The sequence below is a fragment of the Pseudomonas sp. PDM13 genome (assembly GCF_025685765.1).
GTDB lineage: Bacteria > Pseudomonadota > Gammaproteobacteria > Pseudomonadales > Pseudomonadaceae > Metapseudomonas > Metapseudomonas solani.
Genome location: NZ_JAOTQU010000004.1, coordinates 1 through 13,714, shown reverse-complemented (window position 1 = coordinate 13,714; position 13,714 = coordinate 1). Strand labels below are relative to the sequence as shown.

17 protein-coding genes and 1 tRNA gene are annotated in these 13,714 nt (G+C 64.7%); 1 reads left to right on the top strand and 17 read right to left on the bottom strand.

Translation table 11 applies throughout. The features are described 5' to 3' along the window. Positions 1-5: 5 nt before the first annotated feature. The 16 genes from OEJ36_RS05475 to OEJ36_RS05400 all read right to left on the bottom strand — a co-directional run bounded on the left by OEJ36_RS05475 (position 6) and on the right by OEJ36_RS05400 (position 12,339). Positions 6-1,631, bottom strand: coding sequence for a hypothetical protein (locus OEJ36_RS05475; protein ID WP_263400667.1), 1,626 nt, complete (start codon positions 1,629-1,631; stop codon positions 6-8). Beyond that, the gene (locus OEJ36_RS05470; RefSeq protein WP_021218494.1) at positions 1,628-2,266 is read right to left on the bottom strand and encodes a DUF2612 domain-containing protein; all 639 of its coding nucleotides are present in this window, start codon (positions 2,264-2,266) and stop codon (positions 1,628-1,630) included. The genes OEJ36_RS05475 and OEJ36_RS05470 overlap by 4 nt, the downstream gene beginning before the upstream one ends. Then, complete coding sequence (locus OEJ36_RS05465) at positions 2,263-3,408, bottom strand: baseplate J/gp47 family protein (protein WP_263400666.1); 1,146 nt, start codon at positions 3,406-3,408, stop codon at positions 2,263-2,265. Before OEJ36_RS05465 ends, OEJ36_RS05470 begins: the two co-directional genes overlap by 4 nt. 65 nt (positions 3,409-3,473) lie before the next feature. Then, complete coding sequence (locus OEJ36_RS05460) at positions 3,474-3,827, bottom strand: hypothetical protein (protein WP_031287383.1); 354 nt, start codon at positions 3,825-3,827, stop codon at positions 3,474-3,476. Positions 3,828-3,837: 10 nt separating this feature from the next. Beyond that, on the bottom strand, positions 3,838-4,479 hold the full coding sequence (locus tag OEJ36_RS05455; RefSeq protein ID WP_263400665.1) for a Gp138 family membrane-puncturing spike protein: 642 nt from the start codon (positions 4,477-4,479) through the stop codon (positions 3,838-3,840). Next, entirely contained in the window at positions 4,472-5,323 is an 852-nt protein-coding gene (locus tag OEJ36_RS05450) for a phage protein (RefSeq protein ID WP_263400664.1), read from the bottom strand. The genes OEJ36_RS05455 and OEJ36_RS05450 overlap by 8 nt, the downstream gene beginning before the upstream one ends. After that, positions 5,320-5,637, bottom strand: a complete 318-nt coding sequence (locus tag OEJ36_RS05445) for a phage baseplate plug protein (protein WP_111261895.1) — start codon at positions 5,635-5,637, stop codon at positions 5,320-5,322. The genes OEJ36_RS05450 and OEJ36_RS05445 overlap by 4 nt, the downstream gene beginning before the upstream one ends. Beyond that, entirely contained in the window at positions 5,634-6,392 is a 759-nt protein-coding gene (locus tag OEJ36_RS05440) for a phage baseplate protein (RefSeq protein WP_263400663.1), read from the bottom strand. The genes OEJ36_RS05445 and OEJ36_RS05440 overlap by 4 nt, the downstream gene beginning before the upstream one ends. Before the next feature lie 9 nt (positions 6,393-6,401). Beyond that, positions 6,402-7,805 (bottom strand): hypothetical protein, encoded by a 1,404-nt coding sequence (locus OEJ36_RS05435; RefSeq protein WP_263400662.1) that lies wholly within the window; start codon positions 7,803-7,805, stop codon positions 6,402-6,404. 150 nt (positions 7,806-7,955) lie between these two features. Then, entirely contained in the window at positions 7,956-8,363 is a 408-nt protein-coding gene (locus OEJ36_RS05430; RefSeq protein WP_263400661.1) for a phage tail assembly chaperone, read from the bottom strand. A 2-nt stretch (positions 8,364-8,365) separates the two neighbouring features. Then, positions 8,366-8,797: a DUF3277 family protein gene (locus OEJ36_RS05425; protein WP_263400660.1), complete on the bottom strand. Its 432-nt coding sequence runs from the start codon at positions 8,795-8,797 to the stop codon at positions 8,366-8,368. A gap of 62 nt (positions 8,798-8,859) precedes the next feature. Beyond that, a complete protein-coding gene (locus OEJ36_RS05420; RefSeq protein ID WP_263400659.1) occupies positions 8,860-10,359 on the bottom strand; it encodes a DUF3383 domain-containing protein in 1,500 nt (499 codons plus the stop codon). 1 nt (position 10,360) lies between these two features. Continuing rightward, positions 10,361-10,894 carry an LIC_12616 family protein gene (locus OEJ36_RS05415; protein WP_021218482.1) on the bottom strand — a complete coding sequence of 178 codons (534 nt, stop codon included), beginning with the start codon at positions 10,892-10,894 and terminating at the stop codon, positions 10,361-10,363. Positions 10,895-10,996: 102 nt separating this feature from the next. Continuing rightward, a complete protein-coding gene (locus tag OEJ36_RS05410; RefSeq protein ID WP_263400658.1) occupies positions 10,997-11,272 on the bottom strand; it encodes a phage holin family protein in 276 nt (91 codons plus the stop codon). After that, positions 11,265-11,639, bottom strand: a complete 375-nt coding sequence (locus OEJ36_RS05405; RefSeq protein WP_263400657.1) for a phage holin family protein — start codon at positions 11,637-11,639, stop codon at positions 11,265-11,267. Before OEJ36_RS05405 ends, OEJ36_RS05410 begins: the two co-directional genes overlap by 8 nt. 169 nt (positions 11,640-11,808) lie before the next feature. After that, positions 11,809-12,339, bottom strand: a complete 531-nt coding sequence (locus tag OEJ36_RS05400) for a hypothetical protein (RefSeq protein WP_031287379.1) — start codon at positions 12,337-12,339, stop codon at positions 11,809-11,811. Positions 12,340-12,530: 191 nt separating this feature from the next. Here OEJ36_RS05400 and OEJ36_RS05395 point away from each other — a divergent pair, with 191 nt between their 5' ends. Next, a complete protein-coding gene (locus OEJ36_RS05395) occupies positions 12,531-13,241 on the top strand; it encodes an XRE family transcriptional regulator (RefSeq protein ID WP_043242015.1) in 711 nt (236 codons plus the stop codon). A gap of 270 nt (positions 13,242-13,511) precedes the next feature. On the opposite strand, the gene OEJ36_RS05390 is transcribed toward OEJ36_RS05395, so the two are convergent. Continuing rightward, positions 13,512-13,588, bottom strand: a tRNA-Arg gene (locus OEJ36_RS05390). Positions 13,589-13,714: the final 126 nt, after the last annotated feature.

Sequence of the window (13,714 nt, the reverse complement as noted above, 5' to 3'; positions counted from 1 at the left end):
AGTCCTCAGATCAGCTTGATTCGAGCGGAGTAAGCAACGTTACGTGGACGATTCTCAGAGGCAGTCGGTACCACACGAGATGCATCAAAGCTCATCCCCAACATGCCGCCATAGTTGATGTAGGCCCGAACACCCGTTCCGCCGGTATCCCTGCTTTGAAACGCGCCCGTACCACTCCATGCGTAATACGCAGGCGCCTGGTTACTGGTCATGTCACCGACAATGTTTCGAATGGCATCAAGCTGCGTTCCACCGGCAATTCGCGCGGCATCAACTCCACGCCCTTCATCAAGTGCGCGAAGAAACTCACCACGCACTTCCGGGATACGAAGGTTGTTGGTTCCATCGCCAGTGCTCCAGCCCCCCTCCATCCCTGCACGAGCCGCCTCCGTCACCAACAACCCAGACTGCTGGGCATGGTCCCAAAGCCAAGGCCACAGGCTTCGGCTCACCAGGCTGCCATTCATAAGCCCATAGCCGCCGGGCAGAACCAGCGAGCTGGTATCGAATACCGGCCTTCCCAACGGAGTGTTGTCCAGCCGATCCAGCGGATACCAACCGCCCGCGCCATCACTGCGCAGATGCCAATAGTCACCGGCGCCCATCAGCACGAAGAAGGGATAGCCCGCACCATTGAGATGCGTGTGGAAACGCACCCGATCACTGCCACTTGCCTGCACCACCAAGCGATTGCCGGTGTTGTCGAGACGGCGGACGATTACATCCACTACGCCCAAGGCTGAGTTGGAAGCAGGCAATGTGACAACCCGAGCACCTGCGCTGGCATCAACCACCACTAGGCTCATCTGGCTCGCTGTCAGCACCGTATCAGCACTGACCGTGACCACCTGCCGAGGTGCGCCACCGATCACCAAGCCACGGTTGTTCACCGTGACGATGTCGTAGCTGCCAGCGGTGACCAGGTTGCGTCCAAAGACCATTTCGAAGCCGAGCCCCGTGGTGCCGAGGCTGATAGGGCCATCAGTGATCAATTGCCACAGGCTGTCCGCCTGGCTGCTGCCCTGCTCCACCGCCACCATCAGGCCCGGCGTCATCTCGGCAGCGGTGTCGGCATCGGCAGAACGAGTCCAGGCTCCGGTGGTGACAACATAGATACCGTTGTCCTTGCCAGTGGTCTGGTTCTTCACCAGCACGCGGTCACCGGCTACCAGATTGACTCCATCGACGACCTGCAAGCCGCTGAGGTTGAGATTCGCGGTACTAGCCGCACGCACCCGTCCCTTGATACCGATACCTCCAAGCTGCTCCTGGATCAGGGTGTTGACGGCATCAGTTGTCAGCGCCGCCTCGACCCATTCGCCAGAACCGAGGGAGGGTCGCTTCCCAACGCTTTCCACCTTCGCCTTCCACACCTTGCCACCCTCCTGCACGTGGGCGCCGGTCGGGTAGTCCTCGCTGGAGGACCACTCGCCGATGCCGCGTTGCAGCAGGTAGCGCACGGCTTCATCGCTGCGCTTGAACAGGGCGTTGAACCATTCCATCGGCGGAACGCCGGTGGTCTGGTCGAAGGTCACCCCCCAGCCGCGGGGGATGTCGGGGAAGCTCTGGAGCTCGCCCGGCTTGGCGCCGGAAGCGAAGACCAGTTCGTCGGGACGGGTGTATTGCGTCATAGGAACCTCGCGAATTTTCCTTGGTTGAAGCCGAGGGCGCCGGGGGCGCCACGGAAGCCGAATGCCCGCTGGGGCACTGCGACGTAGAACTGGATGCGGACACCGGCCGGGCGCGGCAGGATGTCCAGGGTGTTCAGCGCGTAGCGCTTGAAGTCGCTGACCTGGTCGGTACGAATGACCACCGTCAGGCTCATGTCGTACTGGTCGAAGACCACTGTTTCGCTGTTGAAGATGAAGCGCAGCGCCGCGCTGATGTCCTCGATGGTGCCGAGCTGGTAGTTGCGGGCGATGCGGCAGCGGATGAGGAAGCGGTAGTCGTCGTCATCGAGCACCGCCGACTCACCCAGCGGGTCGCCCATGCGATACCACTTGCCCTTGCCGAAGCCCTTGGCGCCGGCCACCTCGTGGAAGCCGAACAGGCTGCGCGGCGCCAGGCCGGGCAGCACACGGCCCTGGCCGACGTGCTTGCCGACCAGGTCGAGGTTCACGCCTTCGGCGTTGTCGATGTCCAGTGTTTCAGGGAGCGCCGCCAGCCCTTGCCAGGTATCGCCGAACTGTCGCGAGAGCAGTTCGGCGGTGGCGGCGGCCCGGGGCTTGCCCTGGTACTGCCAGATCAGCAGGCGGTCGTAGCTCATAGCACCACCACTTCGATGTCGGCCTGGGCGAAGCGGGCCCGTTCACGGACGCCGATGACGATGTTGTCCGCCGCCAGGGCGCCGCTGCGGCGGCCGATCTTCAGCTGCTCGACCCAGAAGCCCTGCACCGTGTTGATCGGGCTGTAGAGCCGGGAGAGCTGCACGTCCTGGCCGATGCGGAAGTCCAGCTGAGCCAGCTGGGCCTTGATCGCGGCGACGTCGATGGCGGTGAATTCGGCGTCCCGGCGCAGCTGGACGAAGGCCTTGCAGTCGACCATCGCCGGGCGGTCGAAGCGGATCAGGCGATTGACGCCCTGCCCGTCCACCACAGTGCGCGATTGCTGCCCCATGAGGCCGGTGCCGGCGGGCTTGCGCAGGAAGATCGCCTGGGCGATGGCCTGCTCCTCGCCGCCATCGACGATCAGGTTGAGGCTGTGGCCCGGCACGCCATCGGCGTCTGCGGTGGAGCCGGTGTTTTCCAGCCCGACCACCTGGCGCACGTCGGCCAGTTGCAGCAGCGCCGCCACCAGGCCGTCGAGGCTGTTCTGCGCCGGCCGGGAGCGGCTGCGATAGAAGCGCGCCCGCAGTTCCGGGTCGGTCTCCTCCTCGGCACCCACTTCGGCGGCGGCCAGGTTGGTGGCGGTGTCCCAGCCCAGCACCAGCGTCTCGATGGTGAGCGCGCTATTGGCGGGCAGGTTGAAGGCACCGAGCAGCTCGCTGCGCAGGTCGGCGCGGGCCGAGCCATCGGCGCCCAGGGTGATGTCGGCGACCAGCAGCCAGCGGCCGCGGTTGATGTCCCGCAGCACGGAGCCGGCGGGAATAAGGGTGCCGGCGCGGCCGGTAAGGGCCACACCGCGTAAGTAGCTGTAGCGTGCCTGGCGCCGGGTCAGGCCGGCGTAGGCGACCCGCTGCTCCAGCCAGGCACCGCTGGCGTGGTCCGGGTCCAGGGCGCGGTAGGTGACCTCGCCCAGCTCCTCCAGGTCGGCGCGGATCTGGGCGATGAGCCCGAGCATCTGGCCGTCCGGGCTGTCGGGGGCAAGGTCGATGTCGTTGCCGTAGATGGCACGGAAACCCTGGTCCAGATCCGCAAGGATGCTGTCCAGGCGTTCACCGACATAGCCCTTGTTGGTCAGTTGTCCCATGTTGGTTCTCCAAAGAAAAAGCCCCACGCGAGGTGGGGCTTCGGTATGACGGCGGTTGCGGCCGTTCAGCGCTGCACGCTGGTGCTCAGGCTGGTACCCAGGCTGTCACGCAGGGTCACGCCGATGCTCAGGCGCCTGTCGTCGGGGCTTTCGCTGATCTGGAAGTCCAGGATCTCGCTCACGCCCTCGGTGGTCAGGATGCAGCGCTTGATGTCGACCTCGATCTGCGCCAGGTCCGCCGGCCGCTCCATGCGGGGCAGCCAGGGCAGGCCGTGTTCCAGGTCGAGGAACCAGTCGCCGCTGAAGGAGCGCAAGCGCGTACACACGCGCTGCGCCACGCACTCACTGCCGTCGGCGTAGTTGTTGCGGCCCTGGCCAAAGGTCCAGTCGCCGTCCTTGTCTATTCGTCTCACTCTCATTGTCATGTCCTCATTGCGGCACGCCGGTGACGCCGGGACCGGCCATGACCTGGCCGTGCAGGTGGTGCTCCAGGCTGATGCCGTTGGAGACCACGTCGCCCTTGCCGGTCATGCCGGCCTCGAACACCACCGGGCACTTGATCAGCACCTTGGCGCCGTCGAGCGTCAGGGTGCCGCCTTCGTCCAGGCGCACGTAGGCCGAGCCGTCCAGCCGGCGCAGTTCCACCGCGTCGGTAGCGAAGGCCGGGACGACCTGGGGCAACGAGCTGATGCCCATGATCGCCACGGCGTCGGACAGGTCGTGCTGGCGATAGTCCAGCGGCTCCGAGGAGCCGCCCGACTGCCACCAACCGTCGATGCAGCGTTCGTTGAACACCAGCAGGCACTCGTCGCCCGGCTTGACCGGGAAGGTCAGCACGAAGCCGCCGCCCCGGGGAAACTGCACCGGCACGTCCGGCAGCAGCGGCAGGGCCTGGCGCGAGCCATCCATGAGCTGCTGCTCGATCATCGGTTGCACGCTGGCCACCTGGCGCGCGGCGTCGAAGACGACGATGCGGCCGGGCAGCGCGGTATGCAGGCGCTTGAGACGGGCGTCGATGGTGGAGCGGTTGGCCTTGTCCATCGACGGGGTCTGCCAGTCGTAGTTACCCATTGCCCTTGCCTCCCTTGTCGCCTTCCTTCTTCTGGAACTCGCCGCCGATCACCGACAGCACGCAGTACCAGTCCTTTTCCATCACATCGCCCTTGCTGTTGATGGTGACGATCTTGTAGTCGCCGTCGTAGCGCGGCTCGATGGATTTCAGCCGCACCGTGCCGCCAACCCGGGGGGCCGGATCGATCAGGCAGGTCAGTTCCAGCCCGCCGCCCTTGATTTCCTTGGGGGCGCCGATCAACCCGGTTTCCTGGGACAGGAACACCGCCTGGTCGTCGAGCACGTAGCCGGCGGGAAGCAGCAGCAGGTCGCCATCCTGGATCGACCAGTCGGCGCCCTGCTCCGCCGCCACTTCGCTCAGCACGTCGCGGCTCAGGCCAGATAGCACCTTGCCCCGAGGCAGTGGGCGCTGCTTGGGCAGGACGACCTGCCCGGGCGTGGTGCCGGTCATGCTGGCCACCGCGACCTTCACGTGGTCGTTCGCGGTACTGCCGGCGGCCAGGGTGGTGCTCACCCGCGCCTCGCGCATGTCCGTGTCACCGGTGTTGCAGGTGAGCACGATGACGTTGTCCAGCTCCTTGCGCTCCAGCGCCACGGCGGTGATGTCACCGGCGTAGAGCAGGCGCAGCTCGCTGTAGCCGGCCCACAGCCAGACCTTGCGGAAGTCGCTGCCGTAGAGCCATTCGCGGTGCTCGCGGTTGAGGTTCCAGATGCGGATCTCAGCCTTGTTGGGGGTGTTGTCGATGTCCTTGGTGAACTCGAACGTGACCCGCAGGCTATCGATCACCAGGCCGTTTTCCTCGCTGCCCAGCACCAGGCGGTATTGCCGGCCGAACTGCCTCATGGCTGCACCTCCGACTTCTCGCCGATGTAGAGCAGGCAACGGCTGCCCATGTCCTTCCCGCCCATGGGGTCGAGCCCGACGCCACTGAGGTCGTCGAGCCAGAGGAAGAACGGCAGGGTGCTGCGCCAGAGCATCGGCACGCCGACCACCAGGGTCAGGCCCTGGGCCAGCCAGGTGTTGTCGGACTCGTCCAGCAGGTCGAAGGCCCAGTGATCGCCGATGCTGTTGTAGCGCAGGGTCAGGCGCAGGCGGCGCCCGGCGAAATCGAAGCTCTGCTCCTGCAGCGGTTCGCTGCTGATGGGGATTCGTTTCATCTGACAACCCCCAATACGGCATGCATCAGGCTTTCATTGCGTTTGTCCGCCTTGGGCGTGGTCTTGCCCTGGGGCTTCTTCGCCGCCGCCTGGGTATCGCTGCGACCGGAGCGTTCGGTACCAGCGGCCGGGGTGACCACGCCATTGATGACGCGGGTTTCCACCACCAGGACCTCACGCAGGGTCAGGTCCAGATCGATGGAGCCGTCGAGTGTCTGTGTAGCTGCAATGGTGCTGAGCAGCATGTTCTTGTACAGGTAGAAGCCGGTCTGTACCTGCAGCAATTCGCCAGCCTTTTGGGTATCCAGCAGGCACTGGTAGATCTGCTGCAGGCGTGACTGGCTGGGCGAGCTGTCGAAGCGCGACAGCGGCTGGGACTCCAGCATCCAGGGCGCCAGGGGACGGGCCTTGGTGTCATCCGCCAGGGGCTCCAGCCAGCTCTTCAGTTCGCGCTTGGCACGGCTCTCACCCTGCGAAGTACGGGGTGAGAGCAGGCCAGGCAGGATGTTGTCGAGGAACCCTCGCCCGCTGCGCACTCCCGGCATGCTGTCGATGGGCAGGTTGGCTAGAGGGTCGTAGTGCTCCACCACGGTGCCCTTGATAATCAGGGAGCGCGGTTGCACGTAGGCGTGGTCGGCGATGTTGGCACCGCTTTCCACTGGGTTCTCGGTGATCTTGAGGTCGGATTTGTGTGTTTCGCTTATCACCGCATCGAGCCTCAAGGTTCCGATACGGCGGTTGATCAGCATGACCATTGATTCACCTCACTGCCTAATTTCGCTGCTGTTGTTGTGAGTGGTCAGGCGTTGCTGGTTGCGTGCGACCTGCTCGGCCACTTCGCGGCCGATCTCGCGCGGGTTGTCCCCCGCCACGCTTACGGTCACCGTCTGGCTGTAGCTGTTGCTGACCGGCTGTGCGGGCATCGCCAGGACGCCGACGCCCGCCGCAGCCTGGCTCTGAGCGCCCTGCACGCCGGCAGACAATTGGCTGGCACCGGCCACGAGGCCAGGCCCGTTGGCCATGAGTGCGGACAGGCCGCCAGTGCCCGGGCCCTTCATTGCCAGCCCTGTGCCTGGTTGCGTTGCTGCTCCGGCCTCGCCCTCTTCTTCGTATCCCAAACCGAGATAGGAAGCGGCCTTGGATACCATGCCCCCGATGACTTCGAACTGCGCCTTGAGCGCTTCGAACCAGTTGCTGAAGGCTGCCTTGACGCCTTCGAAGTCGCCGTTGATCGCGGCGAAGAACATCTGGAAGATGGCGACCAGCTGCATGACGCTGGCGCCGATGATGGTGAACAGATCATTGCCGAAGGCCGTCACGGTCTCGCCGTTTTCAGCCCAGAACGCCGCGAACACCGCCTTGAAGGCGGTCAACGCTTCGTTGATGCCTTCCAGACCGGTCTTGAACGGCGCCCAGAACTCGCCGAGCGCCGACTGACCACCGTCCAGGTAGGTCATGAAGTCGTCGACCAGAACGATGAGGCCGATCAGAGCGGCGACTATCCATGTCACCGGGTTGGCGGCGAAGGCCAGGATGGTGGCCTGGCCGACCCAGGCCAGAGCGGCGCCGAGCATCATCAGGGTCGCCTCCCAGCCGACGGCGGACTGCACGACGGCGTCCACCGCGCGGCCAAAGTTGACCAGGGCGTCCAGGCCCTCCCCCACTATCTCCATGGTTCGGGTGAGGCCCGCCGCGATCAGCTCCTTGTTGGCATCGAGCAGGCTCAGGAAGCCCTCGGCCAGATAACTCAGTTGCGGCGCGATGCCGAGGGCGACACGGACCTTGACCGCTTCCAGCATCTTGTCGAGGCCGCCCATGGCCATCTCGTAGCGCTGGGCCTCGGCGACATCGCTTTCGCTGACCACGCCGAGGGAGTCCTGCCCACTCTTGAGCCCATCCAGGCTCTCCAGGGCAGAGCCGATATAGCCGGCGATCGTGCTGACGAAGCCGCCGATTCCGAAGGCGACGGACAGCAGCGAGTCGCTCGCCTTGGCGGCGGTTTCCTGCACCTCGTTGAGGGTGTCTACATAGCTGTAGAGGTTGGTGATGTTCTGCGTGAGGGAGTTGTCGGTGATGCTCAACTCCTGCTTCACGCTATTGGTGATCCGCGCCAGGCCGAGCGAAAGGCCGACGCCAATACCCAGTTTGTCGATTTCAATTGCTGCCATTGGCCTGCCTCTCATGGGCCTGACGCTGTGCGTCGTCCCACTCCGCTATCGCGTCGTGGAAGTCGCACAGGTCAGCCAGGGTGTAGAGCGCGCGCAGCTCATGCAGGGTGCAGAGCTGGCGCATGACAGGGGTGAAGAGGAACCAGTCGGTTACTCCGCCTTGGCCTGCCCCGGCAGAATCGCCGACAGGGCGGGCATGGCGGCGGCGAAAAAATCACCGAACTGGTATTTCACCCCCTCGATCAGCAACGGCAGCAGGTGGCCGCGATGCTGGTTGAAGTGCGCATCGGCACGGTCGGCCAGGCGGAAGGCCGCACCGTCCTCCGGCTGCGCATTGACGTGCTGGAGCACCAGCGCCTCGATCTCCGCCACCACCGGATCGCCCAGGTTGGCGAGGATGGCGCCGATGGCCAGGGACTCACTGCCCTCGCCGCGCTCGATCTTTACGCCCTGCAGCAGGCGCGCGGCCTTCTTCAGAGCGCTCCAGGCCGGCATGGCATTGGCCGGGCGCATGACGTAGGAGATGCCATCCAGGTTGATGCGATGTTCGGCGTTCATGTTCAGGCGACCCCTTGTTCCAGGCTGACGTTGGCGCGTTCGAAGACGATGGTCCACAGGGTGTCGTTGGCTTCGCTGCCACGGGTCACTTCAGGACGCTTGGTGAAATAGCCCTTGGTGGCGCTGATCAGGTCTTCGTTGAGCAGGTCGCGCACTTCCAGGGTCAGCGGCACGAAGGCCTTGAGGTTGCCGTCCTGCAGGGCGCGCAGGCCGTTGAGGTACTTGTTGTCCGCCGAATGCTGCTTGAGCTTCAGGCTCAGGGTCGCGGAGCGGTCGTTGTTGGCGACGAACACGCCGCTGCCGTTGCTACCGATCTTCAAGGTGCCAGCTTCGGTGGTGAAGGCCAGCTTGAGGGCGTCGGCGCCGGTGGCCCAGTCGCGGATCTCGTAGCCGTTGATCAGGACGGACAGTTGGTTCTGGTCATAGATAGCCATGGAAAATCTCCGGAAAAGAAAAGGCCCCATCAAAGGGGCCGAAAAATAGGTTGGCGATGGGATCAGCGATCGAAGTTGACCAGCACGTCCACCGAGTGCACGGCGCCGGCCATCTTCAGGGCCACCTGGATCGGCGGCGCCTTGCGCTGCTCACGGTCGGAGGTGGACAGGTTGTCGACGCTGTCGGCCCAGACGTAGAAGCCTTCGTCGAGGCGCTCGCCGCTGACGAGGTTGCCGAAGGGGTCGCCGTTCCATACGCCGGGGGCGAAGGCGCCGTTGTTCACGCCTTCGCGGCAGACCTTGCGCACGGACGCCAGCAGGCGAGCGACGCCCGCGTCGGTCAGCGGCACCTTGCCCGGGGAGCGGTACAGGGTGGCGAAGACTTCCTTCTGCACGGCGTCGACGTACCAGTCGAGGATGTGCACTTCATCGAAGAAGCGACCGCCGATGACGGTGCCTTCGGCGACCATCGCCGACTCGTCGAAGTAGGTGTAGAAGTTCAGGCCCAGCTTGCGGCACTTGTCGGCCTCGGTGAGGGTCAGGTTGTCCGCGCTGATGCCGGGCAGTTGCTTGAACTTCATGGTCAGGGTGGAGTTGTTGGCGGCGAAGTTCACCGACAGCGCACGGGCCAGCCAGCTGTTCACCGCATAGGGGTCGTTCTTGTCGAAGACCGCGACGGTGCGATGGCTCTGGCGATCCACCAGGCGCTTGAAGGGGTTGCTGGCGACGTTCTCCAGGTGGCTCGGGTTCTGGGTGGTGACACCGAACACCTTCTTGTCGGCGGACAGCACCCAGGCGGAGGCCTGTTCGATCTCGTCGTCGGTCAGGGACGCGGCGACGGTGGCGGCGTACCAGCCGGCGTTGACGTCCAGCAGCGCGGCGAAGGCCTGCGGCAGGGTCTGCGCGGAGAGCACCAGGGCATCGGCACCGGCGACCTTCTGCGCCATGCCGTTCTCCAGGCGCAGCAGGCCACCCAGGTAGGTGCCGGTGGCGCCCAGGTCCTGGGCGAAGCCGATGGCCTTGGCGGCGCCGGCGACATCGGCGTCGAGGATGAAGCGGCTGGCGACGGCGTCATAACGGCAGCTGACGGCCTGGGCGGTCAGCTTGGCGTCGATAAGCGCGGCGATGGCGGCGAAGTCGGCAGCGGCGCTGAAGTTCAGGCCGCTCACGTCCTGGCGCACGCCATCGACGGTGATGGACAGCTGGCCGGCACTCACTGCCTTCAGTTGCTCCAGGGTGGCCAGCAGCGGGGTGCCATTGATCGCGGCCTTGACCGCCGGCACGTTGCGGGTCGCCTTCAGCCAGCGCGCCACCAGCAGTTGCTTGGGTCGCGGGCTCTGGGCGAAGAAGGCGCTGGCGGCGATGGCGGTCTGCGAAGAGCTGCCGAAGGCGGCCTCCACTTCGGCCTGGCTGGCGCAGCTGATGTACAGGGTCGAAGCGTCGATGAAGACGTTGCCGGCCTCGGGGGTGAACAGGGCCAGTTGGCCGAAGTCGCGGCGCGGGGTGGATACCGGCTGCACGTTGAGTTGTACGTTTACGATCTGCGAAAGCGGAAGGGACATATCAGGTCTCCGATGTATTCACTGTGAGGGTGGCGGTGAGGCCCGTATCGGTGTGAGCGGTCACCACCGAGGAAGCGATGTGTTTCTGTTCCAGGGTCACGCGGTGGTCGTGGCCGAGGACGAGGTCGATGCGTGCCTGTTCACGGGCTACGCCCGCCTCGACGCTGGAAAGGTTTTCGATCGGCGCCGTGCGCAGCAGCGCGACACCAAGGCGCCGCAAGCGGTCCTGGGCGAGGCTGGACTGCAGCACCGAGCGCGCGTCATGGATCAGGTTCAGGGCGCCGGCGCCGTAGCCGACGAGGCCGAAGGTGGTCTCGCAGCTGGTGACGACGGTTTCCCGTTCGTTGTTGCCGTTGAATTCGCGGCGGGACTTGCCCTGTTCCGCCGACTGCGTTTCACGCAGGCTGGCGTAGAGGCCGGACGGCGGTGCCGCTGCCTGGTCCGCCGCGATCAGCGCGCCGGCCGGCAGTTCGAGCAGGCCGCGCAATGCCTCGCGCAGGGCGACGACATCCAGCCGGGTGGCGGTGATGGCCATTGAGTCCTCCTGGTAAATAGGTGCGACCAGGCAAGCGGCGTGCAGGCGTGCGCGCCGCTGCCTCTCGGGTCGCGGTGGATAAGTTGGAAGCGAAGTGGGCGATCAGCCCAGGTGCAGGATCCGCGCGAGATTGCCGCGGGCCCGGAGCACCAGGAACAACAGGATCAGCAGGACGCCGAGCATCCAGGGCGAGAGGTGCTCGCCCTGGTAACGCCCGAGGGCGATGGTCAGTGCCTGGCATCCCGTGCACAGCGCCAGGAGGTAGGCGCAGAGTGAAACGCCGGGGCGAAAGCGTGAGCCACGCCGCCGGTAGGTCAGCAGTCGGAAGCAGATCGCTGCGCAAACCACGAGGGTGCCGGTGGCCAATGGATCATCCATCCTTGCCTCCCGCTCCAGGCCGCAGGATCGTCCGCAACCAGGAAGGCAGCTGGCCGCCGCGCATCCATTCCAGCAGGCCGACGCCTGCTGTCACGCAGAGCGTCGCAGCGACGAACGCCACCGCCCCACTGGTTTGCGAAATACCGCGACTGACCGCCTCGACGGCGGTGTAGTAACCGCCGACCCAGGACACCAAGAGGTAGCCCACACGAGTGAGGGCGCCATAGTCACGGGCGAACACCACGAAGAAGATCGCGCCGCCGAAGCCGCCGATCAGTGCATTGCCATCGACACCGGGCACGATCATCGCGACCCCGGCGCCAGCCACTCCGCCTGCCATGGCGACCGCAATGCTGGGCTCGGTCATGGAAGACTCCTTGCAAGAAGGCCCGGCGATTCTCGCCAGGCCCAGAAACGCCGAAGCCCGCAGTGTGCGGGCTTCGGTTGGTTTGATTTCGATCTTGGAGCTATCTTACCTTTATCGTCCCATATCGTCAATATGGGAAAAGCCGTTTTTTAAAAGAAATTTTTCCTCATCAATGTGCAATAACGATCCCCGCGCTGGACATGGGCACTTCGAGGCGCGCCACCGCATCACGCAGCTTGCCCGCCACCTTGGTGCGCCAGTCCTGGTCCCAGCGATGGAGCGTGCTTTTGGACAGTCCGGTGAGCCGCTCGACTTCGCGGATGCTATGCGGCGGACGACGGAACATACGCATCAATAGTGCAAGCGCAGCACGCTGCTCGGCCGAGTCGGCCTGTGGGCGCAGCCAGTCACGCAGGGCCGCGATCGCCACCACGAAATCACGCCCGTGCGCGTACTCCGCCTGCACCACCGCCAGCTCCAGCGGGTGATCGGCCAGTAGGCGCTGGGCGAAACGAATGGTCATTACCGACTGCGCCTGCCACTCGTGCGGGCTCAATCCACTGGGCAGCTTGCTGACGAAGCTGGTGTCGAAACGCTCGCGCAGCACATCGATGGCCATCGCCGTCGACGAGCGCGGGCCGGCCTTGTGCTCAGCCATCCAGTAAGCAACCGCCAGCGCCTGTTCTGTAGTCTGGAACATGTATTTTACCCTTCCCATGGGCCGACCCCCTGGCCGGCTGAATCGTAAAAGCTGCCCCACTTCGCAGCTCCCCTTGGTCGGTATCCGACAGGGAAAGGCATCGCGGGACAGCAGAATTGAGAGCCAGATTATATAGTATTTCCCATATTTACACACTTGCATTGACATAGGTCCGCCCTTATTCTGCGCCCATGGAACTCAAAGACCGCATCAAGGCCGCGCGCAAGCACGCCAACCTGAGTCAGGTTCAGCTCGCCAGCGCCGCAGGCATGACACAAACCTCTATATCCGACCTGGAACGCGGCAAATCCCGCGCGACCAGCTTCGCCACTCAGATCGCCACCATCTGCGGGGTCAGCCCGCGCTGGCTCGCAGAAGGCCATGGCGAGATGCTGGAGGGCCGCATGAGCCGCCAGCCAGGCAATGCCGACTGGTTCGGTGGCGTAGAGTCCTGGGACGATGAAACGCCGCTGGATGCCGACGAGATCGAGCTGCCCTTCTATAAGGAAGTGGAGCTGTCCGGCGGCAAGGGCAGCACGGTGGTGTTGCAGACCACCGGGCGCAAGCTGCGCTTCGGCAAGTATTCGCTGCGCAAGAAGAACATCGATGCCGCCAGCGCAGCCTGCGTGACGGTGAACGGCAACAGCATGGAGCCGGTGCTGCCCGACGGCAGCACGGTGGGCGTGGACACCAGCGCGCGTACCATCAAGGACGGCGACATGTACGCCTTCGACCACGACGGCCAGCTGCGTGTGAAGCTGCTCTACCGCCTCCCTGGGGGCGGCCTGCGCGTGCGCAGCTTCAACAGCGACGAGCACCCCGACGAGCGCTACGAGCCCGGCGAGGCCGCCGAGCACATCCAGATCATCGGCCGGGTGTTCTGGTACTCCGTCCTGCTCTAAACCCGCCCCTCCAAACGCAAAGCCCGGCCCATTGCCGGGCTTTTTCATTACCGCCCCATCCACCCCTACCTCCATGCAGCAGCGCACCACAGAGCGCCCTGGAGGCAGCGAGAAGGGAAGGCTTTTGGCTTTTGGCTTTTGGCTTGCGGCTTTTGGCTTTTGGCTTGCGGCTTGCGGCTTGCGGCTTGCAGCTTGAGACTTGCCACTGCCGTATCACTTTTTCAGGCACAAAGAAAAAGGGCCTGCATTTCTGCAGGCCCTTCTCTTGTATGGCGCACTCAGGAGGATTCGAACCTCCGACCGCCCGGTTCGTAGCCGGGTACTCTATCCAGCTGAGCTATGAGTGCGTTGCGGTGGTTTTAGACCAGATCACCACTGGTTGTCCCCAATATACGCCGACCTTGATCGTCGTATCTGATATGGCGCACTCAGGAGGATTCGAACCTCCGACCGCCCGGTTCGTAGCCGGGTAC

Excerpts from the sequence above, each read along its gene's own strand:
- OEJ36_RS05465 (WP_263400666.1), bottom strand. The coding sequence starts at position 3,408 with ATGGGACAACTGACCAACAAGGGCTATGTCGGTGAACGCCTGGACAGC.
- OEJ36_RS05420 (WP_263400659.1), bottom strand. The coding sequence starts at position 10,359 with ATGTCCCTTCCGCTTTCGCAGATCGTAAACGTACAACTCAACGTGCAG.
- OEJ36_RS05445 (WP_111261895.1), bottom strand. The coding sequence starts at position 5,637 with ATGAAACGAATCCCCATCAGCAGCGAACCGCTGCAGGAGCAGAGCTTC.
- OEJ36_RS05450 (WP_263400664.1), bottom strand. The coding sequence starts at position 5,323 with ATGAGGCAGTTCGGCCGGCAATACCGCCTGGTGCTGGGCAGCGAGGAA.
- OEJ36_RS05440 (WP_263400663.1), bottom strand. The coding sequence starts at position 6,392 with ATGGTCATGCTGATCAACCGCCGTATCGGAACCTTGAGGCTCGATGCG.
- OEJ36_RS05460 (WP_031287383.1), bottom strand. The coding sequence starts at position 3,827 with ATGAGAGTGAGACGAATAGACAAGGACGGCGACTGGACCTTTGGCCAG.
- OEJ36_RS05435 (WP_263400662.1), bottom strand. The coding sequence starts at position 7,805 with ATGGCAGCAATTGAAATCGACAAACTGGGTATTGGCGTCGGCCTTTCG.
- OEJ36_RS05430 (WP_263400661.1), bottom strand. The coding sequence starts at position 8,363 with ATGAACGCCGAACATCGCATCAACCTGGATGGCATCTCCTACGTCATG.
- OEJ36_RS05400 (WP_031287379.1), bottom strand. The coding sequence starts at position 12,339 with ATGTTCCAGACTACAGAACAGGCGCTGGCGGTTGCTTACTGGATGGCT.
- OEJ36_RS05405 (WP_263400657.1), bottom strand. The coding sequence starts at position 11,639 with ATGACCGAGCCCAGCATTGCGGTCGCCATGGCAGGCGGAGTGGCTGGC.
- OEJ36_RS05470 (WP_021218494.1), bottom strand. The coding sequence starts at position 2,266 with ATGAGCTACGACCGCCTGCTGATCTGGCAGTACCAGGGCAAGCCCCGG.
- OEJ36_RS05395 (WP_043242015.1), top strand. The coding sequence starts at position 12,531 with ATGGAACTCAAAGACCGCATCAAGGCCGCGCGCAAGCACGCCAACCTG.
- OEJ36_RS05425 (WP_263400660.1), bottom strand. The coding sequence starts at position 8,797 with ATGGCTATCTATGACCAGAACCAACTGTCCGTCCTGATCAACGGCTAC.
- OEJ36_RS05455 (WP_263400665.1), bottom strand. The coding sequence starts at position 4,479 with ATGGGTAACTACGACTGGCAGACCCCGTCGATGGACAAGGCCAACCGC.
- OEJ36_RS05410 (WP_263400658.1), bottom strand. The coding sequence starts at position 11,272 with ATGGATGATCCATTGGCCACCGGCACCCTCGTGGTTTGCGCAGCGATC.
- OEJ36_RS05415 (WP_021218482.1), bottom strand. The coding sequence starts at position 10,894 with ATGGCCATCACCGCCACCCGGCTGGATGTCGTCGCCCTGCGCGAGGCA.
- OEJ36_RS05475 (WP_263400667.1), bottom strand. The coding sequence starts at position 1,631 with ATGACGCAATACACCCGTCCCGACGAACTGGTCTTCGCTTCCGGCGCC.